Consider the following 24,804-nt stretch of genomic DNA (forward strand, 5'->3'; position numbering starts at 1 on the left):
CACTGATTACAAGGAAAAGACAACATGGCCAGAATTATTGGCGGTATTGGCGCCTCTCATTCACCGACCATTGGTTATGCAAAAGACACCAACAAGGACAACGATCCGGGTTGGAAGCCCATTTTCACTGGCTTCAAAGTGGTGCAGGAATGGGTAGAGCAACAGCAAATCGATGTGCTGTTCATGATTTTCAATGACCACATTACGTCGTTCTTTTTCGACCATTACTCCCCGTTTGCACTGGGAGTCGACGATGAGTACCGCACTGCGGACGAGGGCGGCGGCGCACGCCAGTACCCGGCCGTCAAAGGCCATCTGGAACTGTCGCGTCACATCGCCAACTCACTGGTCGCAGATGAGTTCGATCTGTCTGTGTTTCAGAAAAAGCCGCTCGACCATGGCTGCTTTTCACCGCTGTCGATGATTTCGCCGCAGGCCAGTGGTTGGTCAGGCACCATCGTGCCGCTTCAGGTGGGCGTTTTGCAGTTCCCCATTCCAAACGCCAAACGCTGTTATAAGCTGGGTAAGAGCCTGCGCAAAGCGATTGATAGTTTTCCGGATCCCGATCTGCGCGTAGCCATCGTTGCGACAGGCGGCCTGTCGCATCAGGTGCATGGCGAGCGCTGCGGATTCAACAACACCGATTGGGATCAGCGTTTTCTGGATATGCTGGAAGAGACGCCAGAAGCATTAGCCGACATGCGCCTGGCGGAATACGCCGAACTGGGTGGTATGGAAGGTGCAGAAGTCATCATGTGGCTCATCATGCGTGGCGCATTGTCCGACAAGGTAAAGAAGGTGCACAGCGCTACCTATCTGCCTTCGATGACCAACATCGCCACGGTGATCTTTGAAGATCTCGGCAACAGTTTTGACGACGCGCAGGCCGAGCAATACCGTCAGTACATTCAACATGAAATTGCGGGGGTAGAAAAACTGCCCGGCACCTACCCGTTTGGGCTGGAGAGTGCACATCGCGCCTATCGTCTGAATGACTTTCTGCATCGCCTGATTGAGCCTGCGCACCGCGAGCGCTTTAAACAAGAACCCAAAGCTCTGTTTACAGAATTCGGTTTAACCGAACAGGAACAGACCATGGTGGCGGAAAAACAGTGGATTGACATGATTCGCTACGGCGTGAGTTTCTTCCTGCTGGAGAAACTGGGCGCAGTGGTGGGCGTGCCGAATCCGCATATCTACGCGTCTATGCGCGGCGAGGACATCGACACATTCCAGAAATCGCGTAACGTGTCGATGAACTACTCCGTCTCGGGCGGCAAATAATTTGCTCAAGGCTCACTCGACTCTCCCCTGAGTGGGCCTTTCTTCATCTCTTATCGTCACGCTAGGTGCGACTTTGTCCTTTCGGCTGACTTCGGTTGCTGCTGGGACGGCGTTTACGCTTAAACGCAGGACGTTCTACTTTCGGCAGTGAACGCAGTGATTCCGGTACTGGCCCTGTTTTGACCTGCGCCATCAGTTGATCAATACGTTGTTGTAGCGCCTGCATAAACGGCTGATAGGCCTGACCACGTTCGGCCATGGCTTGCAACTGATGCTCCCAGTGCGCCGTCATATCCGGATAGGTCGCATCCGATGGTAGCGCATGAATCAGGCCACGTCCGGCCGCCGAGCTTTTAATCAGCTTACCTTCGCGTATGAGTAGCTGACGCTTGAACAGCGTATCGAGAATGCCCGCGCGGGTTGCTTCCGTCCCCAAACCATCGGTTTCACGCAGAATTTTTTTCAGCTCTTTGTCTGCAACAAAACGGGCAATGCCCGTCATCGCCTGAAGTAACGTTGCCTCAGTAAAATGACGCGGCGGCTCGGTTTTGCGATCTTTGATTTCACCTTCACGGCACGTCAGCACCGTTCCTACCGGTAGCGGCGGTACGGTATCCACACCCTCTTCCTGCTCTTCTTTCTGACCCGTCAGGGTTTTCCAGCCAGCCGACAGCAGTTGGCGCCCTTTAGCGACAAACGTGCCGCCAGCGATGTCAAACACCAACTTGGCTTCGGCATACACCGCTGGCGGATAAAACTGCATCAGATACTGACGAGCAATCAGCTGATACACCTTCATTTCATAGCTGGAAAGCGTATTGACCGAGGCCTGCTTGGGCGTGGGAATAATGGCATGGTGCGCGTCGACTTTGGCATCGTTCCACGCTTTGGATTTACGCAACAAATCGGCGTTAGCCACTGCGCTTGCCAGTTCGTTGGCATTATTGGCGATGGCCGCCGTCACGGAAGGCGCCTGCGCGAAATGTTCTTTGGGCAGGTAACGACAATCGGAACGCGGATAGGTAATCAGTTTGTGTTTTTCATACAGCGACTGACAGGTATCGAGCACCTGTTGCGCACTCATGTTAAAACGCTTCGCCGCATCAATCTGCAACGCCGACAATGAATAGGGCAGCGGCGCAGACTGCTTGGTCTGGTTCTGCTCCGATTCCACCACTTTGGCGGGTTGTCCGGCGATGCGACTGGCCACGTTCTCCACCAGTTTTCGGTTGAACACGCGGCCTTCTTCATCCTGCCAGGGCTTGCAGGCGTCACTGGGCTTCCAGCGCGCGCGAATATCAAATGCGCCATTGGCATCCTGATAAGGGATCAGCGCATCCAGCGTGAAGTAATCGCGTGGCACGAAGTTTTCGATCTCTTCATCACGGCGCACCACCAACCCCAGCACCGGTGTCTGCACACGCCCGACCGAGAGCACACCCTGATAACCCGCTTTCTGGCCGAGCAACGTGTAAGCACGCGACATGTTCATGCCATACAACCAATCGGCCCGTGAGCGTGCCAGCGCAGATACTGAGAGCGGAATAAAATCGCGGTTGCTGCGCATCGAGGTTAATGCACGCTTCACCGCTGGCAGGTTCAAGTCACTGATCAGCAGCCGCTCCATCGACTCTTTTTTGCTTTTGGCCACTTTGCAGTAGTCAATCACTTCATCCACCAGCAGTTGCCCTTCACGATCCGGGTCTCCGGCATGAACGATGTGATTGGCTTCTTTCAGCAGTTTGCGCACCACGCTGAGCTGCTTACTGGCCGATTTACGCGCACGCAGTTGCCACTGCTCAGGCACAATAGGTAGGTCTGACAGATTCCACTTTTTGTAACGCTCGTCGTAAGCATCCGGTTCCACCTGCTCAAGCAGATGGCCGATGCACCACGTCACCACGTCACCATTGGCGCAGCGGATAAATCCTTGATCTTTCTTGTGCGGTTTTGGTAACGCATCGGCAATCGCGCGGCCAAGGCTGGGTTTTTCTGCAATGAAGAGACGAGTCATAGCGTTCAGTGTCTGACGACCAAAAAATTAAGGCCACATTATCGAATGTGGCCTTAATAAATCAAGTAAAACTGTGATTTTATACAGTATTTTTACTGTTCAGAATCACTCTTCGCTGCTTGCTGCGCGAGCGGCGGCTTCTTTGATCAGTGTCTGAAGTTCGCCTTTTTGGAACATCTCGATGATGATGTCACAACCGCCAATCAGTTCACCTTCAACCCAAAGTTGTGGGAACGTTGGCCATTGAGCGTACACTGGCAGTTCAGCACGGATATCCGGGTTTTGCAGGATATCAACGTAAGCAAATTTTTCACCACAAGCCATCAGTGCTTGTGAAGCTTGAGAAGAGAAACCACAGCTAGGCAGTTTTGGTGAGCCTTTCATGTACAGAAGGATCGCGTTCTCTTCAATTTGCTGTTTGATTTTGTCGATGGTTTCCATTGCTTCCTCTTAATGGATTTCAAGTTTCATGGCGCCCATTCTAAATCATTAGTAGAGAATAAAAAGCACATTATCATTATGGTTATAGCATCCGTTTCGCGGAATCGGCAAATTTACACAGTGCGCCTTGCCTTTCGCGTCTCATCGGCCTAATTTGCCTAGAGTCGCTTTCACTATCTTCGGATGGATAAACGATTTTTCTCAAGATTGGGGTTTTAATAAAGTAAAAACTTGCTAAAATAGATCACAAGTCAGTCGTATCGACGAATATAAAATAACACTGGAAGCAATCGAAAGAGGTAACTCTTTCATCTATATGGAGAATCGAGCAATGGCATTTGAATTACCAGCTCTTCCTTACGCTAAAGACGCACTGGAACCACACATCTCTGCAGAGACTCTTGATTACCACCACGGTAAGCACCACAACACTTACGTTGTTAAGCTGAACGGTCTGATCCCTGGTACTGAGTTTGAAGGTAAAACTCTGGAAGAGATCATCAAGACTTCAACTGGCGGTGTATTCAACAACGCAGCGCAAATCTGGAACCACACGTTCTACTGGCACTGTCTGTCTCCAAACGGCGGCGGCGAACCAACTGGCGCAGTAGCGGATGCAATCAACGCAGCATTCGGTTCTTTCGAAGAGTTCAAAGCAAAATTCACTGACTCAGCAATCAACAACTTCGGTTCATCTTGGACTTGGCTTGTGAAGAAAGCGGATGGCTCTCTGGCTATCACTAACACTTCTAACGCAGGTACTCCACTGACTGAAGAAGGCGTCACTCCACTGCTGACTGTTGACCTGTGGGAACACGCGTACTACATCGATTACCGTAACGTACGTCCAGATTACATGAACGGTTTCTGGGCTCTGGTTAACTGGGAATTCGTTGCAGCTAACCTGGCTAAATAATCCTGTATAGGATAAAAAAGCAATCGATACTAAGCCTGCAATTTTGCAGGCTTTTTTTATTACTTTTCTCCGTCAACGCCCTAAAGCTTTCGCCACTTTGGCCGTTAAAGGGACATCAAACGGAGAACACCATGCAAGTACACACTTTAGATAAAGCTGGCCTGATTAACGAACTGCAGATCGGCACTGGCATCAGCCAGGCTGTTTTGCATGGGCGTCGTGCCGACTTTTCTTTATTGCTGGCTCTGTTCTCTAACGACGTACGTGATACCACTCCGGTTGAACACATCGAGCAAGTCGACACTACGGATTCACTGCTGCGCCAGCGTTTTGAACTGCAAGAGCCGCAGGCATTGCGTAATGACCAAAGTTCCTACCAGATTTCAGCTCGTCAGGCTGACTTGTTTCATCAGGGTGGATTGGCGAGCGCCAAACTGTCTCACTACCTCAAACCTGAAGCTCTGACCTATCTCCCTGAAGATACTCAAGATTTTCCAGAAGAGATCTATCTCAATCTGTCAGGTCATGATCGCCGTCATCTGGCACAGAAAACACCGAAAACCCTGTTGCCATCAGACTTATACCCGCAACTGAACATGGCTTGGCGTCACGATCAACTGCGCGCGCAAGTCTAGTCACTCATCTTTGCAATTGTTTTCTCTGACTTTGCGTCAGAGTGTGAATGAGTGCAAAAAATCGTCACCCTTCTGCCAGTCAGACCAAGTTATTTGAAGTTATTCACATCGTACTCACAGCTATTCAACCATCCTATCCGGACCTGTTTCATAACGAAACAAGAGAGAAACATGGAAAAGGTGGGCACAAAATGAATATAGAAAGTGCACTGGTTCTGATTACTTCAGCAAGCTCATTGCTTGGTAGTACGCTGGCCATCCATTTTGCGCGACTGGGTGCAAGAGTCATATTGTGTGACACCAACCAGCAAGGATTGCTCGAGACCTTTAAACGTTGTCGGGATATCTCCCATGAGGTCGAGCAGTACCATTTAGCCGATTACTCATTACACAGCATTCACAATATGCTCGATCACATTGAGCATACCTACCAGAGCGTGCCCGACGTACTGATCAATAACTGGCCCAATGCCCCGTTACCATCCGTGGTGGATGAACATCCGGCTGAGCTGTTTATTCAGAAGTTGGCGTTGATGGCCTCATCGCTGTTTACCTTTGGTCAGGCCTGCTCAGAACGTATGCGTCATCGCTCCGCTAAAGGTGTGATTGTCAATGTACTGTCTTACAACTCACCGCAGGATATGCCGGGCATTGAAAATGCGACATCCATGGTTTCCGGCTTTACCCAAAGCTGGGCCAAAGAGTTGACGCCATTCAACATTCGAGTCGGTGGTGTGGTGCCGATGATTTCCGCTAATGACGAGAGCGTGCACTGGGCAGCGGTGAATGATGAGTTGATTCGCAACACAGAATACATTGTTGCCAATGAATACTTCAGTGGACGGGTGATGTCGGCTTAACCGCTATGGGTTAAGCCGACTATCCGTTAGAAGTTTTCTTCCATGTAGTTGTCGAGGTAGTCTTCCTCGGCATCGTTGTAATCGTTTTTCTCTATCTCAGCGGTAAAATCACGGTGCTGCAGATAGACTTCACGTGTCAATGCATAAGGGTCTGGCGAATTGTCGAGCATCGCCTCTTGCGACACTAACGACGCACGGGTTTCCATGCCTTCCAATGCCCACTTACCGATGCTAGCCCAGATGTTGAGATACGACAGTGGTACATACAAACCATCAACGACATCGGTAGTTTCACGCACGGTAAACGGCCCGTAACCCGGCACCATCACGTATGGCCCGTTGCCGACCCCATAATGCCCTGCAGCATCACTGAACGCTTTTTCATCGTGTTTGGTAATGCCCGCTTCCGATGCAATATCAATAAGACCCAAGAGACCAAAAGTGCTGTTAATCCAGAAACGGTTGAAGTGGTCGAGAGCTTTAGTGCCATTGCCCATCAGCAAGTTGTTCACCATGCTGGAAGGTTCGTCCAGGTTGGCCAGGAAGTTGGCGATGCCATGACGTATCGGTTGCGGTACGTAGTCGACGTAAGCCAGTGAGACAGGACGCACCAGATACGGGTCGAGATAATCATAGTTAACGGTCCACATGGCACGGTTAAAACCTTCCAGTGGATCGTTCGAAGTAGTATCACTCGATGTGGTATTGGGTGTTGAGCTACAACCGACTAATACCAACATCAATATTGGGGATAGAATCCGTGCTAAGCGGCTAATCATTATTATTATCCATACGTAAAGGCCGATGCATTCATCGGCCTTTATTTTAATTTAAAACAAACAGCTAGCGCTAATTAATACTGTTTATTAATCACAACTTCAACCGGTTCGCCCAAATTCACTGGCTGACTTTCACCAAACCAGTCGCCGTCTTTAGTCGACACGTTGCCATCAGTATCAATACGAACGCGTACCATGAGTGTAGACAGATCTGACAGTTTACGCCCTTGCATCATGCTGTTGTTATCGTCCAATACCACCGTACGCGGGAAACTGCTCAACGGATAACGGGCAGCCGCAATCGGCATTGGCGCGCCATCGGCACTGTGTACCGAGACGATAAGTACCGCGTTTTGTGGCAGGACAACATTGTCAGCCAGAGAAATGGTCACTGAGACCGATTTACCCTCGACAACGCCTTCACCCATTTTACGTTTGGCACTGTCAATACTGCGCGTCAGCATTTCGTAGCGACTGTCATTCGGGCCAATCATTTTTTGCATCAGGTCCCAGTATTGAATGGCTGACGGGTAATCGGCACGTTCGAACGCATCAAAGGCAAGCAGTGAGTAGACACGCAGGTCGACGTAATCGCGTTTAGCGAGACGTTGTAGAATCGAGCGAGCCTGAGTCTGGTCCATCTCATCATCTGACAACATCAGCGCCTGAGCGTACCCCAACTGAATGTCACCATCCTGAGGCTCCAGCGCATAGGCGTGTTTCATTGCACCAATTGCGGTCTGCATGTCACGGTTTGCCATCGCAATACGCCCTAGCAGCAGCCAGCCAGTCGAGTCTTCCGGTTGGTAATACAAGCGCGTGCGCAGAGAGAGCGTCAAGTCTTCCATTTCCTGATCCGTTAGCTCAACACCCTGACCTTGCGGCGCCATCAGCTTACGAGTCAACTGCGGTAAGTCGGCACTCACTTGTTGCCAGTGCTCCACTTTATCGTAGTTACCAAATTTGGCGTACATACCGTAGCTGAGCAGCACGACGAGCAAGACTGACGGTACCAGTACTGCTAACGTCGAGACCTGGCTCTGCTGCGTCGCCTGCTTGTCGGCCGGAATATCGTCCAGCAGAGATTGTTTCAGGTCGGCAATCAGGTCCTGCTGGTTGTCCACCAGGCCCTCTGCCGTCTCTTCCTGCAGCTCATTTAAGCGGTCTTTATAGAAAGCTTTGTTGAGCTCATCGCGCAGTACGGTGTCGTTGTTGGCCTTTTTCTGAATCAGCGGAATGGCAATGAAGACGCAGGCAATAGCCACCAGGATAAGCGTCGAAATCCAAAATAACGTCATTATTGCTTATCTCCGTCTTTATCTTCTTCCAGCAGCGCCTTCAGACGCGCTTCTTTGTCCCTATCCCATTGAGCGTTATTGTTTGTTGCAGCCGTTTTGCTGCGGCGGCTGCGAATGACAATCACGCCAAAACCGATCAACAGCACGGATACCGGGCCGAGCCACAAAATCGCCGTACTGAGCGTAAACGGCGGGTTGTACGTGACGAAGTTACCGTAGCGGGCAATCATGTAATCGACGATTTCGTCTTTGGATTTGCCCTCTTTTGTCATTTCATACACTTTATGACGCAGGTCTTTCGCGAGTTCAGCGTTGGAATCCGCGATTGAATTGTTCTGACATTTCGGACAGCGCAGCGTATTGCTCAGCTCCTGAAACTGAGTTTCCTGCTCCGGCGTGTCGAAATCGTACACATCAATCGCGGCCAGAGCAGTTAAGGAAACCATTAGTGCTGCCGCAGCAGCCAGTATCCAACGTTTCATCATTTGGCCTCCTGCAACAGCTGGTTGTACATCGGTTCCAGCGTCTCTTTCCAGTTGCGAGGATTCACATCCCCCACATGGCGATAGCGGATGACGCCATTGGCATCAATCAGGAAGGTCTCCGGCGCACCATAAACGCCTAAATCAAGCCCCAGCATACCATTACCGTCAAACAAACTAATCAGATAAGGATTGCCTAGATCGTTCAGCCATTTCACGGCTTTATCGCGCTGATCTTTGTAGTTCATACCGATAATTTTTACGCCTTTACCTGCCAACTGGTTGAGGTATTGGTGTTCGGCATAACAGGTGGGACACCATGTGGCCCACACGTTGAGCAGTAACGGCTCGCCTTTGAAAATCGATTGGTCATAAAGTTTGCCGGGTTCGACTAAATCTTCCAGACGAAACTGCGGCACAGCCTGCCCCACCAGCACTGATTCCAGTTTGGTTGGGTCATCACCTTCGGAGTTTTTGACCAGTTGGGTAGCGAACACTGCAACTAACGCCAGAAATGCTGCCAGCGGAATAAACAAAATCTTCTTATTCATCAATCAAGCCTCCTGCTGAGCGTTTTTTCTGAAACGGTAGCGTTTGTCACTGATGGCCAACGCACCACCCAGCGCCATCAGCAAAGCACCAGCCCAAATCCAGCGAACAAATGGTTTGTAGTAAATTCGTACTGCCCATGCGTTGTTGTCATCCAGACGCTCGCCCATTGCGATATAGAGATCGCGGGTCAGACCGCGGTCAATGGCCGCCTCTGTCATCATCGAACGCGCAGTGCGGTAGAAACGTTTCTCAGCATGCAATGTATTGAGGTATTTACCATTTTGAGTGATTTCAAAATCGGCAATGTAACCGTCGTAGTTCGGACCATCTTTATCGCGCAGGCCTTTGAAGAAGAACTCATACTCTTGCAGTTTGAAATGCTCGCCAGGTGCCAGACGGACATCACGTTCGATACTGTAGTTCTGGACCATCGCGATACCGATGATGGTCACAGCAAGACCGAGGTGACCCAACATCATCGACCAGTGACTGCGTTGCAATTTACCGATACCCGCCAAGAAGGTGTGACGATGCGTCGCACGCTCATACAGTTCTACTGCGTGCAGGCACACAATCCACAGCGCCATCACCCACCCCATGAATGCCATTGAGCTGAAGTGTTCTGTCGTCAGTTGCACGATCAACGCACCGAACAGCAGCGCAATGACGCCGGAAATCAGCATCGGTTTAATCAGTTTCGACAGGTTGTCACGCTTCCAGCGAATGAGAGGGCCGATGCCCAACAGGAAGGCAAACGGCACCATCAGCCAGGCGAACAAGGTGTTGAAGAACGGTGCACCAATCGATACCGAGCCTAAACCCAACTGTTTATGCACCAGCGGCAACAACGTACCAATCAGCACGACAACCAGAGCAGCGATCAACAGCACGTTGTTAGCCAACAGAGCGTTTTCACGCGACACAAGTTCGAAATTACCACGCACACGTACCGATGAGCCTTTCAGCGCGAACAACAGCAGTGAACCGCCGATGACGAACACCAGGAAGCCAAGAATGAACATGCCGCGCGCCGGATCGGACGCAAACGCGTGTACCGAAACCAGAATACCGGAGCGCACCAGGAAGGTACCCAAAAGGCTGAGCGAGAACGCGGAGATAGCCAACAGCACAGTCCATGCTTTAAAGGTGCCACGTTTTTCAGTAACCGCCAGCGAATGCATCAGCGCGGTACCAGCCAACCAAGGCATGAATGACGCGTTCTCTACCGGATCCCAGAACCACCAGCCACCCCAGCCAAGTTCGTAGTATGCCCACCAGGAACCCAGCGCAATACCTACGGTCAGAAACAGCCACGCAGCGGTTGTCCACGGACGTGACCAACGAGCCCAAGCGGTATCTAAGCGGCCGGTCATCAAAGACGCAATCGCAAATGAGAACGCAACCGAGAATCCCACATAACCCATGTAGAGCATTGGCGGGTGAATGATCAGACCAGGGTCCTGCAACAGCGGGTTGAGGTCGCGGCCGTCAATCGGAAAATGCGGTAAGGTGCGGGTGAACGGGTTCGATGTCACGATGATAAACAGCAGGAAACCGACACTGATTAAGCCCATCACGGCCAATACCCTCGCCACCGACTCCTGAGGCATACCTCGGCTCAACGTCGCCACCGCAAGTGTCCAGCCGGCCTGAATCAGCACCCACAGCAACAGTGAACCTTCATGCGCGCCCCACACCGCCGTCAGACGGTAATACCACGGCAATTGGCTGTTGGAGTTGCTGGCCACGTACTGCAACGTGAAATCGTTGGTGTAAAACGCCCACAGCAGAATACCGAACGACAACGCCAGCATCATAAACATGCCAATCGACAGCGGTCGCGCCGCATTCATCAGCACATGGTTGTTTTTGGACGCTCCGACCAGAGGAAGTACGCTGAGCAGCACGGCTAGCGCCAGCGCCAGAATCAGCGCAAAGTGACCGATTTCCGCAATCATTTGGTACTTCCTTGCATTTGATCTTGTGAGTAGCTCATGGGTGAATGGTTTTTCTGCATCGCTTCAGCAATTTCAGGTGGTATGTACTCTTCGTCGTGCTTAGCCAGCACTTCAAATGCTTCTACGGTCGTTGCGTCTTTCAGCACGCCCTGAGCCACAATGCCCTGACCTTCACGGAACAGGTCCGGCAGGATACCTTCGTAGATCACCGTCACTGAAGGACCTTTGTCATGCAGTAAAAAGCTCACTTTAAGCGAGCTAGGATCGCGTTTAACAGACCCGACTTCGACCATTCCACCGATGCGCAGGCGCTGGCCCACTTCCGGCTTTTTGCCATCTTTACCGTTCACCAGTTCACTAGGGGTGTAAAACAGGTCCATATTTTGATTCAGTGCGTACAGAACGAGACCGATGGTGGCACCTAGGCCGATGAAAATCGCCAGCACAATACCGAGGCGCTTTTTGCGTCTTGGATTCATAGTGTGTTCTCCATATTTTTCGCTGCATCGATTCGTGCCTGACGCGCTACTTTAGCCTGGACTTCATTCAGTAGCGTTTGACCGCGGCGAACACTCGCCACCCACAAAATCAACATTGATAAGAAAGTAATACCAAAGGAACTCCACACGTAAGCCGCGTAGCCTCCCATTGCCCAGAAATCGCTCATAGATTCAAAGTGCATCTTATTTCCCTCTCTGTGACTGCGTTGCGGCCAGTTGAATCACCCACGGGCGGTGACTCTCTTTGCTGATGATTTCATTGCGCAGGCGAATCATGGTCAACGCGCCAAAGAAGAACGCGAAGCCGAATATGTTCAGCAGCAGCGGCCACAGCATATCGCTCGAAATCGAAGGTTTATCGAATTTGGTGATGGTGGCGCCCTGATGCAGGGTATTCCACCACTCCACGGAATAGTGAATGATTGGCAGGTTGATCACACCGACAATCGCCAGAATACCCGCCGCTTTGGCTGCGGTTTTCTGATCATCAAACGCGTGATAAAGCGCAATCACACCGAGATAGAGAAACAGAAGAATAAGTTCTGAGGTCAGACGCGCGTCCCACACCCACCAGGTACCCCACATCGGCTTACCCCACACAGCGCCCGTAATCAGTGCGATGAAGGTGTAGACTGCGCCGATGGGTGCCATCGCGGATGCAGCCATGTCCGACAGTTTTACCTGCCACACAATGCCGACAAAGGCAGCAATCGCCATCGACATGTAAACGCCCATCGACCAGATAGCAGCAGGCACGTGGATATAAATGATACGAAAACTGTCTCCCTGCTGATAATCAGAAGGCGCGTAGGCCAGTCCCCAGACTGTACCTGCGGATAAACACAACAGAGCTAAAATCGCAAACCAAGGCAGAAACTTACCGCACAGGCGATAGGCCGACTCTGGTTTGGCGTAGGGATGTAGCCATTTCCACATTGTTTACTCTCACTTTTACTTCAAGTACCGAATCTGAATTGTTCGGTTTGCAATTTATCTAACGGGAATTTTTCGTGCTTGATCGAGAACAACTAATTGACACTTACTCGCAACGCAGCACTGATCGCAAACGGTGTCAGGGTCAATGCGCCCATAAACATCGCCGCCAGAATCGCCAATTGTCCGTTGTACGCCATTCCCAATGACGCCGCATCTATGGCTGATGTGGCGAAGATCAAAATTGGGATGTAGAGCGGTAAAACCAGCAAACTGAGCAGCACGCCGCCTTTTTGCAGCCCGACCGTCAAAGCCACACCGATTGCACCAATAAAACTGAGGGTTGGCGTTCCGAGCAGTAACGTCAGCACCACTGAAATCCAAGTATTCATATCCAATGACAACAGAATGGCCAGCAGCGGACTGATTAAAATCAACGGCACCCCCGTCAGCAGCCAATGTGCCAATACTTTTGAAATCACCACCACAGGTAATGGGACTGGCATCAGCATCATTTGTTCCAGTGAGCCGTCCTGATAATCATCGCGAAACAGGCGCTCAAGCGAAAGCAATGCCGACAGCAATGCGGCAACCCAAACGATGCCAGGCGCAATACGGGACAATAAACTTGGATCAGGGCCGATGCTAAGAGGGAACAGCGTAATCACGATGATGAAAAACCACAGCGGGTTGAAAATGTCAGCCTGACGGCGAAACGCGATCAGCAGTTCACGACGAATGATGGTGGTCATGGTCGATAGCATCAGGCGTCTCCTAACTTAATTTTGCGCAGTTTCGGATTGTCAGCGAACATATCCTGGTGAGTGGTCAGCACCACGATCCCACCTTGTTCGGCATGCTGCAAAAAGAGGGCTTCCAATACTTTCACCCCTTGTTTATCAATCGCCGTCAGAGGTTCATCAAGGATCCACAACTTCTGGCGGCTGAGCCACAAGCGAGCCAACGCCACGCGGCGCTGCTGCCCGGCAGACAGCTGTGCCACCGGCACGTCTTCACGCCCGGCAAGCCCAACCTGAGTCAGCGCCTGGTACAAATCCTCTTCCTGCGTGCCAACAGCGTGTACCGCTTGATAAAAACGCAGGTTTTCTAATGCGGTCAGCTCTCGTTTTACACCCGTTTGATGGCCAAGAAACAGCAGTTCCTGATGGTAGCTGTCTCGATCCGCTTCGATGTTGACGTTATTCCAATGGATCTCGCCATCATCGCGGTCACCCAAGCCGGTCACAATGCGTAGCAACGTGGTTTTGCCAGTGCCATTACGGCCTTCAATTTGGACCAGTTCGCCAGATTGAATGGTGAAAGACAAGCCTTCAAACAGCACTCTTTCATCACGAATCGCAGTGAGATTTTTTACTTCCAGCATGGGCTTCTGAATCAATAAATTGGGGCGCCCATATTACCACACCACGGAAGAGACTAAATAGAGTAAGGGTATTACGAGTCACGAAACTAAGTAAGAAACTGTTAATTTTTAATTATTTTCTGAAGCAATTAACCCTTTTTGGTTACATGCTTTCATAAATCCCAGCCAACAAAAAAGGAAGTCTCACGACTTCCTTTTTATCTGTTCACATCAGGCTAACGAGAAGGTTTGCGTACCGGTCTTTTGTCTCCCGGCGCAGCCATCTTTCTTTCCGGATGACTGCTCAGCGGCGGAATCGCCTCTTTACCGGAGAGTTTCTTCTGTAACGAGAGCATCAGCTCCGCTTCGGCTTTTGGCAGTTCGCACTCTTCGATCAGCTCATTGATATCAGCACCCAGCTTGACCATCTTCGATGCGCGGCTGTACAAACGGCCATCCGTGTCGGCGTTTTCCAGCTCTTTGAGGCGTTCATTGAGGTGCAAGATAATGTCCTGCTGTTCTGAGACTTTCTGCCCCAGCCCGACCATCACTGAGCGCACTTCCAGAACCTGCTTATTGGATTTCTGAAGCTCTTTATCCAGATGGCGTAGCTGTTGGCGGAAATAGTCCGCCTGTTTTGACGAACTGCGGCGCAGGCGAAGCAGTGCCAAGAGCAGCAGCAAAACAATCAGTACACTGCCTCCTGCAATAACAGGAGGCGTTAACCAAGCCAGATCAGCCATTACAGATGAGCCATTTCATCCCATTCTTCATCGGTAAGCAGCTTGTTCAGGTCTACCAGAATCAGTAGTTTACCGTCACGGTTGCTTACACCCTGAATAAACTTCGAGCTTTCATCGGTGCCAACGCTTGGTGTGGTGTCAATTTCAGAAGAACGTAGGTAAACCACTTCGGCCACGCTGTCGACCAGAATACCAATCACTTGGCGCTCAGATTCGATGACGATGATACGGGTGTTATCGGTGATCTCACCTTGCATCAAACCAAAACGAGAACGAGTGTCGATAACGGTTACCACGTTACCACGCAAGTTAATGATACCCAGCACGTAATCTGGTGCACCTGGTACTGGCGCGATTTCGGTATAACGCAGCACTTCACGTACTTGCATTACATTGATGCCGTACGTTTCTTCTTCTAGCTGGAACGTCACCCACTGCAGCACTTCGTCGTTAGAGTGTTCTTTTCTCACTTCAACTTCGTTAGTTTGAGACATACCTTTTCCTCTCTAAGTCGTTTCCGACAAAAATGTATTATTTATCGAGTGCTTTTACATCAAGTCCTGCATTAAGCATAGCGATCAATGCTTCAACATGAACCAGAGCACACATTTTTTCTTTAACCATTCCAGCAAGCCAAGGGCGCTTACCCACTTGTTCCCGCCAGCGAACTTTTTCACTATTCAGCAGCTCGGTGCCTAATAGTTTAGTGCATGCCAACCCCCACATACTTTCGCCGAGCATGACGATGTACTGGTAGTCTGCTTTATAACTGTCATCGCGTAGCTTTTCCGCCATCACCCACTTCGCCGTATCCACCACATCCAGCTGTGCATCACGGTTAGTTTGGAGGCCAAGATACCAGCCAGGACGACCAATCAGGTGATTGAGAGAGCCTTTACGGTGAATACCTCCCAGCTCATCCAGCGGTACAGCAAAAGTCACCCCGTTGACGTCGAAGTAGAGTACTTGAAAGTTGTCGGCACGTACGGCGTTATCCCAACGACTGAGATCAAAACGGCCTGCCTGAGTTTGTGGTGTTTCATCAACCTCAATCTCCGCAGTCAGCTCTTGTTCTAAGCTGGTGCCGTTCAGTGCTTCGACTTCTTCCAACGTTTCGACGTCAGATTCGGCCACCAACGCTTGAGGTTCAACAACGACCTCGGGTTCGATGCTCCATTCCTGAATCTCTTCCACCGCAGCAGGCGCTTCAGCCTGAGCGATCTGAATGGTGTTCTGCTCCATCACCTCTTCAAGATCCAGCTCAGCAACCGGGTTGCTGTTTTCTAACTGGCTCAGCAGACGCTGGACATCATCCAAGTTGGGTAAATCAATTTCTTCGAGCTCTTCTTCGAAGTAACTCTTTTCCGCCACCGATTGCATCATCGGCTCCAGTGCGGGTTCTGGCTCAGGCTGACTCTGCGGCGCAAGATCCTGTTCACCCAGCTCTTCATCTAGCAGAGCAGTGAAGTAATCATCCAGCGCTTGTTCACTCGACAGCAACGGGCTACTCATTGATAGACAGCCTCTCTAAAAACAGAAGTAATTGCTTGTACGCAAAAACACCCCGGCTACCTTCAGCAAAATGGGATGCCGGTAAACGTTTCAGGCTGGCATCGCGGAACTTGGTGTCAATAGGCACCGCCGACGTCCATACCTGATCCGGGTAATCTTTCTTGAGCTGGTTCAGTGTCTGCAATGAGGCGCGCGTACGTTTGTCGTACATGGTTGGTACGATGGTGACCTTAAATTCACGATTGCGCGACTTTTGCATAATTGCCAACGTACGCACCATGCGCTCCAAGCCTTTCATCGCCAGAAACTCTGTCTGTACCGGGATCAAAATACGATCGCTGGCCGCCAGTGCGTTAACCATCATCACGCCAAGAATGGGCGGACAGTCGATCAACACATAGTCATAACGTTGACGCAGCGCCAGCAAGGCACGTTTGAGAATCAATCCCATACCGCTGCGGTTTCCCATCACCCGATCCAGTGTCGCCAGCGACATGTGTGCAGGGATCAGGTCTATTCCTTCCACATCGGTACGCAGAATCAGAGGCTCAACCGTATGCTCGGTGTACTCGCGCAGCTGAAACAGGTCAAACAGGCTGGCCGGAACACCATCAGAGTCATAACCCAGATAAGTCGTCAGTGAAGCGTGCGGGTCCGTATCAACCAGCAAAACACGCTTACCTTGTTTGCTCAGCAAGCCAGCAAGCGTGATGGTTGTGGTCGTTTTACCGACGCCGCCTTTTTGGTTTGCAACACTCCAAACAATCATTGCGCTTCCTTAGGCCAAACCGACTTCGACCAGCATGCGCTCTGCAATGCGATCCAGAGGTAAATCTTCACTCGAAATACCGGCTTTCGCGACGGCTTGCGGCATGCCATACACCACACAACTGTCTTCATCCTGTGCCCAGATGGTCGCGCCTGCATTCTTGAGCATACGCGCACCTTCGCGGCCATCAGCGCCCATTCCGGTCAGCACCATCGACAAGACTTTGTCGCCGTAGACTTTGGACGCGGAGCCAAAGGTGACATCCACACACGGCTTATAATTCATGCGCTCACCGCCATCTATAATGCGCAGCTTAGCCGCGCCTGGACGACCTTCCAGCATCATTTGTTTACCGCCCGGCGCCAGATAAGCGACACCAGGACGCAGCACATCACCATCTTCAGCTTCTTTCACTTCAATCTTGCATAGTGAGTTCAGACGGCTGGCAAATGCGGCGGTAAAGGTCGCAGGCATGTGCTGAATCAGCACAATCGGATGCGGATAATTTGCGGGTAGCTTGGTGAGAATTTTTTGCAATGCGACCGGGCCACCGGTCGAAGTACCGATAGCCGTAAGCTGATATTTCTTACCGGAGGCTTTGAAACGCGTTGCCGCCGCAACGGGTCTGCTTGAACTCAATGACGGTGTCGTCGGCTGAGTGCGGTTAAGCAAACTTGAGCCAGAAGTTGGCGCAGGTGATGACACAGCCGGACGAGATACGACCGGTCGGCGCATAAACGCTTTCTTAGCGGCAATTTGCAACACGCGTTGTTGCAGCAACGCAACCGCTTCGTCACGGTTACGCGCGATATCTTCAAATTTCTTCGGTAAGAAATCCAGCGCACCGGCATCCAGCGCATCCAGTGTCGCTTTCGCGCCATCGTGCGTCAGCGATGAAAACATCAGAATTGGCGTCGGATTGGATGCCATGATCTCACGGACGGCAGTGATACCGTCCATGACTGGCATTTCAATATCCATCGTAATGACATCGGGTTTAAGACGCTGTGCTTTGTCCACCGCCTCTCTGCCGTTAGTCGCGACATCAATCACTTCTAAGCGCGATTCGGAGTTGATGATTTCACTCACACGACGTCGGAAGAAGCTTGAATCATCAACAACTAATACTCTAATCGCCATAGTTATCCTTATCTTAGGTGGTCAACTAGATTCGAGAAGCAGCAGCGTACTGTTTCAGCAAATCCGGCACATCAAGAATCAGTGCGATATGACCATCACTGGTGATGGTTGCGCCCGCCATACCCGGCGTACCTTGCAGCAGTTTGTCCAGTGGCTTAATCACCACCTCTTCCTGCCCAATCAGAGCGTCAACCACGAAACCAACGCGTTGGCTGCCAATCTGGACGATCACCACATGGCCATGCCCTTTACGAGCTTGCACTTTACCTGCTTTTGGCGCTAGCCAGTTTTGCAGATAGAACAGTGGAATCGATTTATCACGAACGATGATGGTTAGCTGACCATCAACCACGTTGGTTCGGCTCAAATCCAGATGGAAAATTTCATTGACGCTCGCCAATGGCAGCGCGAATGGGTGACCAGCGACACCAACCATCAGCGTTGGAAGAATCGCCAGAGTCAGTGGCACTTTAATCGTGATCTTGGTGCCTTTGCCCATCTCAGAATCGATATCAATCGAACCGTTCAGTGTGTTGATGGCGGTTTTCACCACATCCATTCCTACACCACGACCCGAGATATCCGAAATTTGCTCTTTACTTGAGAAGCCCGGCATAAAGATCAGGTTGAAACACTCTTTGTCGGACAGACGCGAAGCCGCATCTTCGTCCATCATGCCGCGCTTCACGGCGATACTGCGCAGTTTATTCGGATCCATACCGCCGCCGTCGTCGACGATCGCCAGCTCAATATGGTCCCCTTCCTGCGACGCAGAAAGAATCACTTTACCAGTACGTGGTTTACCCGCTTTAACACGAGCGTCCGGCATTTCGATACCGTGGTCAACCGAGTTGCGCACCAAGTGAATCAATGGATCCGCCAGGGCTTCAACCAGGTTTTTATCCAGATCGGTCTCTTCACCGCGCATTTCCAGCACGATGTCTTTATTCAGGTTACGCGCCAAATCACGCACAACGCGAGGGAAGCGGCCAAAGACTTTCTTGATTGGCTGCATGCGGGTTTTCATCACCGCGCCTTGCAAGTCAGCAGTCACCACATCTAGGTTTGCGACCGCTTTCGACATCTCTTCGTCGTTGCTGTTGAGGCCCAGGCTCAGCAGACGGTTGCGAACCAGTACCAGTTCACCAACCATGTTCATGATGGTATCCAGCGTTGACGTATCCACACGCACCGTGGCTTCTGCCTGAGCTTTCTTCGCGCCACCCGCAGCGACTTCGCGTTTCTCGCTTGAATCATCAATCACTTTTGGCGCAGGTGCCGCTTTGGCCGCAGCCACTTTTGGTGTTGTCTGAGCAGCCGGTGCTGGTTTCGCAGCTGGAGCTTTAGGCGCTGGCGCAGGAGCTGGCTTTGGATTCTCGCTTACCGGGCGAGTCGCCATTTCCAGCTCTTCGATAGATGGGCCTTTACCCACACCGTGCAACTCATCCAGCAGCTTTTCAAACTCTTCGTCTGTCATCAAGTCGCTGTCTGAAGACGACTTAGGCGTTGACGCTTTGGTCGTTGGCGCAGGTGCTTTTGGCTTTTCAGGTTCTGCCGGAGTATTGACAGACGGGCCTTTACCTTTGCCGTGCAGTTCATCCAGAAGACGTTCGAACTCGTCATCGGTGATATCGCCACCAGCATCGCTACTGGCAGGCGTCGGAGCGGGTGTTTGGGGTGCCTGAGCGGCAGGTTCCACTTGTTGAGTGTCAGCACCTGGCGCACGGCCTTTGCCATGCAACTCGTCCAACAATTTCTCAAATTCGTCTTCTGTGATGTCGTCGATAGACTCAGCCGCGACGGCGCTCACCGGAGCACTGGCAACAATTTCAGGTTCAACAATCTCTTCGACCACATCTTCGATTACAGGCTCTTCAACCTCTGCATGAGCTTCATCTTCAGACTCAGGACGGCACAAGTGGTGCAGCTCGTCGAGCAGTTGCGGATCGGCAGGTTCAAGAGGTTCATGATCTTGCACAGCACGGAACTGTTCGTTGACGGTGTCCAGCGCGCGCAACATGGTATCCATCAGGCTCGGTGACACACTGCGCTGACCGTTTCGAAGAATATCGAACACGTTTTCAGCACCGTGACACGTTTCAACCAGTTCGGTCAGGGATAAGAAACCCGCACCACCTTTAACGGTATGAAAGCCGCGGAAAATAGCGTTTAAAAGATCTCGGTCTTCCGGATTGTTCTCTAGCTCAACCAGCTGTTCTGAGAGCAATTCGAGAATCTCACCCGCTTCAACCAAAAAGTCCTGAAGAATATCTTCGTCTAAATCGTAGCTCATACGTTACCCCTAAAATCCAAGACTCGATAGCAAGTCATCTACTTCGTCTTGAGATGAAACCGCGTCACTGCGTTCGTGAGGGTTGAGAATTGGTCCCTCAGGCTCAGTTGATGCTTTCTTGGCTTTATCTTGTTGTTCTATTTGATTGGTACCAAAGACTGTCAAAATATCGACCAGACGTTTTTCAACTTCATTCACCAGCGTGATCACGCGACGAATGATTTGTCCGGTTAGGTCCTGGAAGTCTTGAGCCATCAGAATTTCGGTCAATTGCCCGCGCAATTCACTGCTGTCACCTTCTATTTGAGAAAGAATATTGTCGATTCGGTGACACAATGCTTTGAACTCACTCAGTTCAATTTTTCCATGCATAAGTTCGTTCCATTGAGGACGAACCAACAGTAGGCTTTCGTGCAAACTGTCTGCAATCGGCATACAACGATCCACGGCATCCATGGTTTTGTTCGCTGCGACTTCGGTTTTTTCAATGACGTAATGCAATCTGTCTCGGGCATCAGGAATTTCGTCATTGGCTATCTGACTCATTCGCTCATCGATATGGAATTGATTCAGGGAATCGTGCAGATCGCGTGTCAAGGCACCGATCTCTTGCAACATTGGGTTGCGTTCCGATTCATACAGCTGCTTAACCAGAAGGTTCGCGCTGTCCTGCTGTCCATTCTCAAGCAATTGAACGAGTTCTTTGGCTTGTTCTAATGAAATCATCCTGTAATTAGCCTTTCACGCGTTTGAATAGAGCAAACTTTTGTCTAAACGAAAGTTTTAGAGACGCTCGAAGATTTTTTCTAGTTTTTCTTTCAGAGTCGCCGCTGTGAATGGCTTAACGATGTAACCGTTAACGCCCGCTTGAGCTGCTTCGATGATCTGCTCACGTTTCGCTTCAGCTGTGATCATCAGGACAGGAAGATGTTTCAACTCTTCATCCGCACGAATGTTTCTCAGAAGATCAATGCCTTGCATACCAGGCATATTCCAATCTGTCACCACGAAATCAAATTCACCCTTTTTAAGCATAGGCAAAGCCGTCAAGCCGTCGTCCGCTTCCTGAGTGTTGTTGAAACCCAGGTCACGAAGAAGGTTTTTTACAATACGGCGCATTGTTGAAAAATCGTCAACAATAAGGATTTTCATGTTTTTATTCAAAATTGCCTCCACTGAGTTCGAAATCAGTGATATTTAGTCGTTTTGTGTCCAGGAACTCAACTTGGTTCGCAGACGTTGCATTGCTTGGCTCAGTATTTGGCTCACGCGGGACTCACTCACGCCAAGTACTTCCCCAATTTCTTTCAAGTTTAGTTCTTCATCATAATAGAGCGAAAGTACTAAGGCTTCACGCTCAGGAAGCGATTTTATTGACTCAACCAATGCTTTACGGAACGATTCGTCGGCAACCCCTTTGAAAGGAGAGTTGTCTTCATCATCGTCCACAGGCGAAATGGCGTCATCCGTCACTCCCAGATCTTCAATTCCGACAATTCGTGAACAGTTTATGTCGGTTAACACGCTATGGTATTGATCTAACGACATACCTAGGTGTTTTGCGACTTCTGTATCGGACGGGTCACGATTTAGGATCCCTTCCAGTTCTGCAATTGCCTGACTGATTTCCCGGTTGTGTTTATGTACCGAGCGTGGCACCCAGTCACCTCGCCGAATATCGTCGAGCATCGCGCCTCGAATACGAATACCGGCATAGGTTTCAAAACTCGCACCTTTACTTCCGTCGTAGTTCTTTTGCGCTTCAAGTAAGCCGACCATGCCGGCTTGTATTAAATCTTCAATGAGTACACTAGGAGGTAAACGCCCGATTAAGTGATGAGCTATACGCTTAACCAATACGGAATATTTTTCCAGAAACAATTTCTGGCTATTGATATTGCCGTATTGATCATAAGTAAGCGCTTTATTCACCGAATGGTTCCCCTACTATTTCTGACCGGTTAAGCAGCCTTTCGACGAAAAATTCCAGATGCCCACTCGGGGTTCTCGGGATCGGCCAGGTTAAGGCCTTGTTCGCCAAAGAGCTGATCGCCAGCGATGCGGGTGAACGCGGGAAGGCATCCACCACGATTTTCTGTCTTTTTACTGCCTGACGCACGTTGTCGTCCAGAGGAATACAGGCGACCAGTTCAAGGCTTACATTCAAGAAGCGCTCGGTGACCAGTGTCAGTTTCGCGAACAACTCTCGTCCTTCACGATAGCTTCTGACCATGTTGGCAACAATCTTAAATCGCTGAACCTGATGTTCTCTGCTCAAAAGTTTGATCAGTGCATATGCATCTGTGATAGAAGTGGGTTCATCGCACACCACCAGCACAACATCTTGCGCAGCACGCGAGAAGCTGACCACCATGTCAGAGATACCTGCTGCAGTATCCACCAGCAGAATGTCCATCTCATCTTCCAACGAACCGAAGGCACGAATCAACCCCACGTGCTGAGCGTGTGACAGCTCAGTCATGGATTGCGTACCAGAAGTCGCCGGGATGATTTTAATCCCATGTGGTCCTTCTACGATAGCATCTTTCAGCTCACATTCACCGGCCAACACATGGCCTAAGTTGCGCTTAGGACGAATGCCGAGCATCACGTCCACGTTCGCTAATCCCAGGTCGGCATCCAGCACCATGACTTTTTTGCCCTGGCGTGCCATGCAAATGGCCATACCCAGAGTCACATTTGATTTGCCCACACCGCCTTTACCACCAGTCACCGCGATGACTTTGGTTACAGAGGGTTGGGTTAAACGACGTAAGCCGCTTGCTTGGTCATATATCATTTTGTTTGTCATATCTGTCCGCCGCCTAGAATCTTTCTGAATCACTGTTCCAGTAGTGAGGTTCATTCTCTGTCGACTTCTCTAGCAACTCGTTTGCTTTCGCAACCATATATTTGGGCTGAGCAATCACTATATCTTCGGGTACACGCTGACCATTGGCGATGTACGCCACAGGCAACGAATTTTGAACTACAACACTAACAAATTCACCTAAGCTCAGACATTCGTCGAGCTTGGTCATAATGCACCCTGAAAGAGGAATTCTTCTAAAGTGCTCAATGGTTTCCTGCAACACTTTGCGTTGCGCCGTGGCAGGTAACACCAGATAGCTGTGGATGACTTCTCCACTCTCTTGCATGAGGGTATCGAGTTGCTCAGACAGGCGCACATCGCGCTGTCCCATGCCAGCTGTATCCACCAAAATCAGGCGACGATTACGTAGCTGATATATTACATCGGCTAACTCTTTGGAATCTTTAGCTACTCTTACAGGACAACCCATAATTCTTCCATAAATGGATAATTGCTCATGGGCGCCGATACGGTAAGTGTCGGTTGTCACTAGGGCAACGTTGTCCGAACCGTATTCCATCGCCGCGCGTGCCGCCAGCTTCGCCACCGTGGTCGTTTTACCAACACCGGTAGGTCCAAGCAGCGCCACCACGCCGCCACGTTTGAGAATATCTTGCTTCACCACTGGAATTTGGTCTGAAACCAGACCCAGCAGTGCTTTCCACGCTTTTTGCGGTTGTGTATCTTCCGGAATGTAGCAGGCCAGCTGGTCGGCCAGGTCCAGAGAAACACCCATACGTTCCAGACGTTTAATCAACATGGCACGCAGCGGTTCGCGACGTTCCACTTCCTGCCACATCAACCCCGAAACCTGATGTTCCAACAGGCGGCGAATAGAGGTCATCTCTTCACGCATATTTTCCAGCTCGTTGGCTGCCATTGGCGTTTCTTCTTCGCGCTGACGTTCGTAGCGCGACGGATCCAAACGCGGACGAGCCCGAGCCTCGGAACGTTCTTCAGCAATCAGTTTCGCCAGCGGAGAATCGTTGTTGAGCTGGCGGGCCAGCGAAGAGCGGCTCTCTGTCGTGCGAGTGTCGGTCTGACGCTTAAGTAACGCCGACAGCGAGTCTTCATTTTCGGCGCGATACTGCGACTCTTCCTCATGCGCGCCATTACTGTACTGCTTGAGCATGTTGGCAAAACGCTGAGTCATTGATGTACCGTTGCTTGAACCATTGTTCAGGCTTACCCGATCATCTTGCAGTTCGCGTCGGGAAGGCGTGCTTTGGAGCTTCGGTGACGCCTGAGTGCCGATGTGTCTTGGTTGTGAACCGTACTGTTTCGTCACCGCCGGAGCAACGGAGGTTGTTTCTCCATCCACCGCCGCCACGATTTCGACGCCACCCGCGACTTTTTTGTTTGACATGATCACCGCCTCCGCGCCCAGTTCTTCTTTAACCTGAAGCAGCGCTGTTCTCATGTCTTTGGCAAAAAATCGTTTAATTTTCAAAGCAGCTATC

At 50.7% G+C, this 24,804-nt stretch carries 27 protein-coding genes; 4 read left to right on the forward strand and 23 right to left on the reverse strand.

From position 1 onward, the window contains the following. Nucleotides 1-24 precede the first annotated feature (24 nt). Nucleotides 25-1,284, forward strand: a complete 1,260-nt coding sequence (locus JIG40_RS05240; protein WP_199464916.1) for a gallate dioxygenase — start codon at nucleotides 25-27, stop codon at nucleotides 1,282-1,284. A gap of 61 nt (nucleotides 1,285-1,345) precedes the next feature. Here JIG40_RS05240 and JIG40_RS05245 read toward each other — a convergent pair whose 3' ends face one another. Further along, nucleotides 1,346-3,298: a DNA topoisomerase III gene (locus JIG40_RS05245; protein WP_199464917.1), complete on the reverse strand. Its 1,953-nt coding sequence runs from the start codon at nucleotides 3,296-3,298 to the stop codon at nucleotides 1,346-1,348. 105 nt (nucleotides 3,299-3,403) lie between these two features. Then, nucleotides 3,404-3,739: a Grx4 family monothiol glutaredoxin gene (locus JIG40_RS05250; protein WP_020331262.1), complete on the reverse strand. Its 336-nt coding sequence runs from the start codon at nucleotides 3,737-3,739 to the stop codon at nucleotides 3,404-3,406. A 331-nt stretch (nucleotides 3,740-4,070) separates the two neighbouring features. Here JIG40_RS05250 and sodB point away from each other — a divergent pair, with 331 nt between their 5' ends. The 3 genes from sodB to JIG40_RS05265 all read left to right on the forward strand — a co-directional run bounded on the left by sodB (nucleotide 4,071) and on the right by JIG40_RS05265 (nucleotide 6,150). Continuing rightward, a complete protein-coding gene (gene sodB / locus JIG40_RS05255; RefSeq protein WP_020432486.1) occupies nucleotides 4,071-4,655 on the forward strand; it encodes a superoxide dismutase [Fe] in 585 nt (194 codons plus the stop codon). A 131-nt stretch (nucleotides 4,656-4,786) separates the two neighbouring features. After that, nucleotides 4,787-5,290: a VC2046/SO_2500 family protein gene (locus tag JIG40_RS05260; protein ID WP_075988312.1), complete on the forward strand. Its 504-nt coding sequence runs from the start codon at nucleotides 4,787-4,789 to the stop codon at nucleotides 5,288-5,290. 191 nt (nucleotides 5,291-5,481) lie between these two features. Next, entirely contained in the window at nucleotides 5,482-6,150 is a 669-nt protein-coding gene (locus JIG40_RS05265; RefSeq protein WP_020331259.1) for an SDR family oxidoreductase, read from the forward strand. A 26-nt stretch (nucleotides 6,151-6,176) separates the two neighbouring features. Here JIG40_RS05265 and JIG40_RS05270 read toward each other — a convergent pair whose 3' ends face one another. The 21 genes from JIG40_RS05270 to flhF all read right to left on the reverse strand — a co-directional run bounded on the left by JIG40_RS05270 (nucleotide 6,177) and on the right by flhF (nucleotide 24,794). Further along, on the reverse strand, nucleotides 6,177-6,929 hold the full coding sequence (locus tag JIG40_RS05270) for a VacJ family lipoprotein (protein ID WP_032080985.1): 753 nt from the start codon (nucleotides 6,927-6,929) through the stop codon (nucleotides 6,177-6,179). 74 nt (nucleotides 6,930-7,003) lie between these two features. Further along, entirely contained in the window at nucleotides 7,004-8,227 is a 1,224-nt protein-coding gene (gene ccmI / locus JIG40_RS05275) for a c-type cytochrome biogenesis protein CcmI (protein ID WP_199464918.1), read from the reverse strand. Next, a complete protein-coding gene (locus tag JIG40_RS05280) occupies nucleotides 8,227-8,709 on the reverse strand; it encodes a cytochrome c-type biogenesis protein (protein ID WP_199464919.1) in 483 nt (160 codons plus the stop codon). The genes ccmI and JIG40_RS05280 overlap by 1 nt, the downstream gene beginning before the upstream one ends. Further along, nucleotides 8,709-9,260, reverse strand: coding sequence for a DsbE family thiol:disulfide interchange protein (locus tag JIG40_RS05285; RefSeq protein WP_020331252.1), 552 nt, complete (start codon nucleotides 9,258-9,260; stop codon nucleotides 8,709-8,711). The genes JIG40_RS05280 and JIG40_RS05285 overlap by 1 nt, the downstream gene beginning before the upstream one ends. 3 nt (nucleotides 9,261-9,263) lie before the next feature. Beyond that, complete coding sequence (locus JIG40_RS05290) at nucleotides 9,264-11,219, reverse strand: heme lyase CcmF/NrfE family subunit (protein ID WP_020331251.1); 1,956 nt, start codon at nucleotides 11,217-11,219, stop codon at nucleotides 9,264-9,266. After that, nucleotides 11,216-11,698 carry a cytochrome c maturation protein CcmE gene (gene ccmE / locus JIG40_RS05295; protein WP_199464920.1) on the reverse strand — a complete coding sequence of 161 codons (483 nt, stop codon included), beginning with the start codon at nucleotides 11,696-11,698 and terminating at the stop codon, nucleotides 11,216-11,218. The genes JIG40_RS05290 and ccmE overlap by 4 nt, the downstream gene beginning before the upstream one ends. Next, entirely contained in the window at nucleotides 11,695-11,901 is a 207-nt protein-coding gene (gene ccmD, locus JIG40_RS05300) for a heme exporter protein CcmD (RefSeq protein WP_020331249.1), read from the reverse strand. Before ccmD ends, ccmE begins: the two co-directional genes overlap by 4 nt. A gap of 1 nt (nucleotide 11,902) precedes the next feature. Continuing rightward, nucleotides 11,903-12,655, reverse strand: a complete 753-nt coding sequence (locus JIG40_RS05305) for a heme ABC transporter permease (RefSeq protein ID WP_199464921.1) — start codon at nucleotides 12,653-12,655, stop codon at nucleotides 11,903-11,905. 92 nt (nucleotides 12,656-12,747) lie between these two features. Then, nucleotides 12,748-13,416 (reverse strand): heme exporter protein CcmB, encoded by a 669-nt coding sequence (gene ccmB, locus JIG40_RS05310; protein WP_020331247.1) that lies wholly within the window; start codon nucleotides 13,414-13,416, stop codon nucleotides 12,748-12,750. Next, entirely contained in the window at nucleotides 13,416-14,036 is a 621-nt protein-coding gene (ccmA, locus tag JIG40_RS05315) for a cytochrome c biogenesis heme-transporting ATPase CcmA (RefSeq protein ID WP_032080981.1), read from the reverse strand. The genes ccmB and ccmA overlap by 1 nt, the downstream gene beginning before the upstream one ends. A 215-nt stretch (nucleotides 14,037-14,251) precedes the next feature. Beyond that, on the reverse strand, nucleotides 14,252-14,758 hold the full coding sequence (locus JIG40_RS05320) for a DUF2802 domain-containing protein (protein ID WP_199464922.1): 507 nt from the start codon (nucleotides 14,756-14,758) through the stop codon (nucleotides 14,252-14,254). Continuing rightward, a complete protein-coding gene (locus JIG40_RS05325) occupies nucleotides 14,758-15,252 on the reverse strand; it encodes a chemotaxis protein CheW (protein ID WP_020331244.1) in 495 nt (164 codons plus the stop codon). The genes JIG40_RS05320 and JIG40_RS05325 overlap by 1 nt, the downstream gene beginning before the upstream one ends. A gap of 37 nt (nucleotides 15,253-15,289) precedes the next feature. Continuing rightward, nucleotides 15,290-16,270 carry a chemotaxis protein CheW gene (locus tag JIG40_RS05330; RefSeq protein WP_172559575.1) on the reverse strand — a complete coding sequence of 327 codons (981 nt, stop codon included), beginning with the start codon at nucleotides 16,268-16,270 and terminating at the stop codon, nucleotides 15,290-15,292. Next, nucleotides 16,263-17,039 (reverse strand): ParA family protein, encoded by a 777-nt coding sequence (locus tag JIG40_RS05335; RefSeq protein WP_032080978.1) that lies wholly within the window; start codon nucleotides 17,037-17,039, stop codon nucleotides 16,263-16,265. The genes JIG40_RS05330 and JIG40_RS05335 overlap by 8 nt, the downstream gene beginning before the upstream one ends. A 9-nt stretch (nucleotides 17,040-17,048) precedes the next feature. Further along, nucleotides 17,049-18,179 carry a chemotaxis response regulator protein-glutamate methylesterase gene (locus JIG40_RS05340; RefSeq protein ID WP_199464923.1) on the reverse strand — a complete coding sequence of 377 codons (1,131 nt, stop codon included), beginning with the start codon at nucleotides 18,177-18,179 and terminating at the stop codon, nucleotides 17,049-17,051. Nucleotides 18,180-18,204: 25 nt separating this feature from the next. Further along, nucleotides 18,205-20,472, reverse strand: coding sequence for a chemotaxis protein CheA (locus tag JIG40_RS05345; RefSeq protein ID WP_199464924.1), 2,268 nt, complete (start codon nucleotides 20,470-20,472; stop codon nucleotides 18,205-18,207). 9 nt (nucleotides 20,473-20,481) lie between these two features. Further along, nucleotides 20,482-21,198 carry a protein phosphatase CheZ gene (locus JIG40_RS05350; RefSeq protein ID WP_020331236.1) on the reverse strand — a complete coding sequence of 239 codons (717 nt, stop codon included), beginning with the start codon at nucleotides 21,196-21,198 and terminating at the stop codon, nucleotides 20,482-20,484. A gap of 57 nt (nucleotides 21,199-21,255) precedes the next feature. Continuing rightward, complete coding sequence (gene cheY, locus JIG40_RS05355) at nucleotides 21,256-21,624, reverse strand: chemotaxis response regulator CheY (protein WP_032080975.1); 369 nt, start codon at nucleotides 21,622-21,624, stop codon at nucleotides 21,256-21,258. A gap of 45 nt (nucleotides 21,625-21,669) precedes the next feature. Continuing rightward, the gene (locus JIG40_RS05360; protein ID WP_020331234.1) at nucleotides 21,670-22,404 is read right to left on the reverse strand and encodes an RNA polymerase sigma factor FliA; all 735 of its coding nucleotides are present in this window, start codon (nucleotides 22,402-22,404) and stop codon (nucleotides 21,670-21,672) included. Continuing rightward, a complete protein-coding gene (locus JIG40_RS05365) occupies nucleotides 22,397-23,284 on the reverse strand; it encodes a MinD/ParA family protein (RefSeq protein ID WP_032080974.1) in 888 nt (295 codons plus the stop codon). The genes JIG40_RS05360 and JIG40_RS05365 overlap by 8 nt, the downstream gene beginning before the upstream one ends. A gap of 13 nt (nucleotides 23,285-23,297) precedes the next feature. Next, nucleotides 23,298-24,794 carry a flagellar biosynthesis protein FlhF gene (gene flhF / locus JIG40_RS05370; RefSeq protein ID WP_199464925.1) on the reverse strand — a complete coding sequence of 499 codons (1,497 nt, stop codon included), beginning with the start codon at nucleotides 24,792-24,794 and terminating at the stop codon, nucleotides 23,298-23,300. Nucleotides 24,795-24,804: the final 10 nt, after the last annotated feature.

The organism is Vibrio sp. bablab_jr001 (genome assembly GCF_016464285.1).
GTDB classification, from domain to species: Bacteria; Pseudomonadota; Gammaproteobacteria; order Enterobacterales; family Vibrionaceae; genus Vibrio; species Vibrio fluvialis.

Bases quoted from the DNA above. Each gene is read 5' to 3' on its own strand.
- JIG40_RS05305 (WP_199464921.1), bottom strand. From the start codon at position 12,655: ATGTGGAAATGGCTACATCCCTACGCCAAACCAGAGTCGGCCTATCGC.
- JIG40_RS05335 (WP_032080978.1), bottom strand. From the start codon at position 17,039: ATGATTGTTTGGAGTGTTGCAAACCAAAAAGGCGGCGTCGGTAAAACG.
- JIG40_RS05265 (WP_020331259.1), top strand. From the start codon at position 5,482: ATGAATATAGAAAGTGCACTGGTTCTGATTACTTCAGCAAGCTCATTG.
- cheY (WP_032080975.1), bottom strand. From the start codon at position 21,624: ATGAAAATCCTTATTGTTGACGATTTTTCAACAATGCGCCGTATTGTA.
- JIG40_RS05280 (WP_199464919.1), bottom strand. From the start codon at position 8,709: ATGAAACGTTGGATACTGGCTGCTGCGGCAGCACTAATGGTTTCCTTA.
- ccmE (WP_199464920.1), bottom strand. From the start codon at position 11,698: ATGAATCCAAGACGCAAAAAGCGCCTCGGTATTGTGCTGGCGATTTTC.
- JIG40_RS05270 (WP_032080985.1), bottom strand. From the start codon at position 6,929: ATGATTAGCCGCTTAGCACGGATTCTATCCCCAATATTGATGTTGGTA.
- JIG40_RS05345 (WP_199464924.1), bottom strand. From the start codon at position 20,472: ATGAGCTACGATTTAGACGAAGATATTCTTCAGGACTTTTTGGTTGAA.
- JIG40_RS05240 (WP_199464916.1), top strand. From the start codon at position 25: ATGGCCAGAATTATTGGCGGTATTGGCGCCTCTCATTCACCGACCATT.
- ccmD (WP_020331249.1), bottom strand. From the start codon at position 11,901: ATGCACTTTGAATCTATGAGCGATTTCTGGGCAATGGGAGGCTACGCG.
- JIG40_RS05340 (WP_199464923.1), bottom strand. From the start codon at position 18,179: ATGGCGATTAGAGTATTAGTTGTTGATGATTCAAGCTTCTTCCGACGT.
- JIG40_RS05285 (WP_020331252.1), bottom strand. From the start codon at position 9,260: ATGAATAAGAAGATTTTGTTTATTCCGCTGGCAGCATTTCTGGCGTTA.
- JIG40_RS05290 (WP_020331251.1), bottom strand. From the start codon at position 11,219: ATGATTGCGGAAATCGGTCACTTTGCGCTGATTCTGGCGCTGGCGCTA.
- ccmI (WP_199464918.1), bottom strand. From the start codon at position 8,227: ATGACGTTATTTTGGATTTCGACGCTTATCCTGGTGGCTATTGCCTGC.
- JIG40_RS05250 (WP_020331262.1), bottom strand. From the start codon at position 3,739: ATGGAAACCATCGACAAAATCAAACAGCAAATTGAAGAGAACGCGATC.
- ccmA (WP_032080981.1), bottom strand. From the start codon at position 14,036: ATGCTGGAAGTAAAAAATCTCACTGCGATTCGTGATGAAAGAGTGCTG.
- JIG40_RS05325 (WP_020331244.1), bottom strand. From the start codon at position 15,252: ATGTCTCAAACTAACGAAGTTGAAGTGAGAAAAGAACACTCTAACGAC.
- JIG40_RS05350 (WP_020331236.1), bottom strand. From the start codon at position 21,198: ATGATTTCATTAGAACAAGCCAAAGAACTCGTTCAATTGCTTGAGAAT.
- JIG40_RS05260 (WP_075988312.1), top strand. From the start codon at position 4,787: ATGCAAGTACACACTTTAGATAAAGCTGGCCTGATTAACGAACTGCAG.
- sodB (WP_020432486.1), top strand. From the start codon at position 4,071: ATGGCATTTGAATTACCAGCTCTTCCTTACGCTAAAGACGCACTGGAA.
- JIG40_RS05365 (WP_032080974.1), bottom strand. From the start codon at position 23,284: ATGACAAACAAAATGATATATGACCAAGCAAGCGGCTTACGTCGTTTA.
- JIG40_RS05245 (WP_199464917.1), bottom strand. From the start codon at position 3,298: ATGACTCGTCTCTTCATTGCAGAAAAACCCAGCCTTGGCCGCGCGATT.
- JIG40_RS05330 (WP_172559575.1), bottom strand. From the start codon at position 16,270: ATGAGTAGCCCGTTGCTGTCGAGTGAACAAGCGCTGGATGATTACTTC.
- ccmB (WP_020331247.1), bottom strand. From the start codon at position 13,416: ATGCTATCGACCATGACCACCATCATTCGTCGTGAACTGCTGATCGCG.
- JIG40_RS05320 (WP_199464922.1), bottom strand. From the start codon at position 14,758: ATGGCTGATCTGGCTTGGTTAACGCCTCCTGTTATTGCAGGAGGCAGT.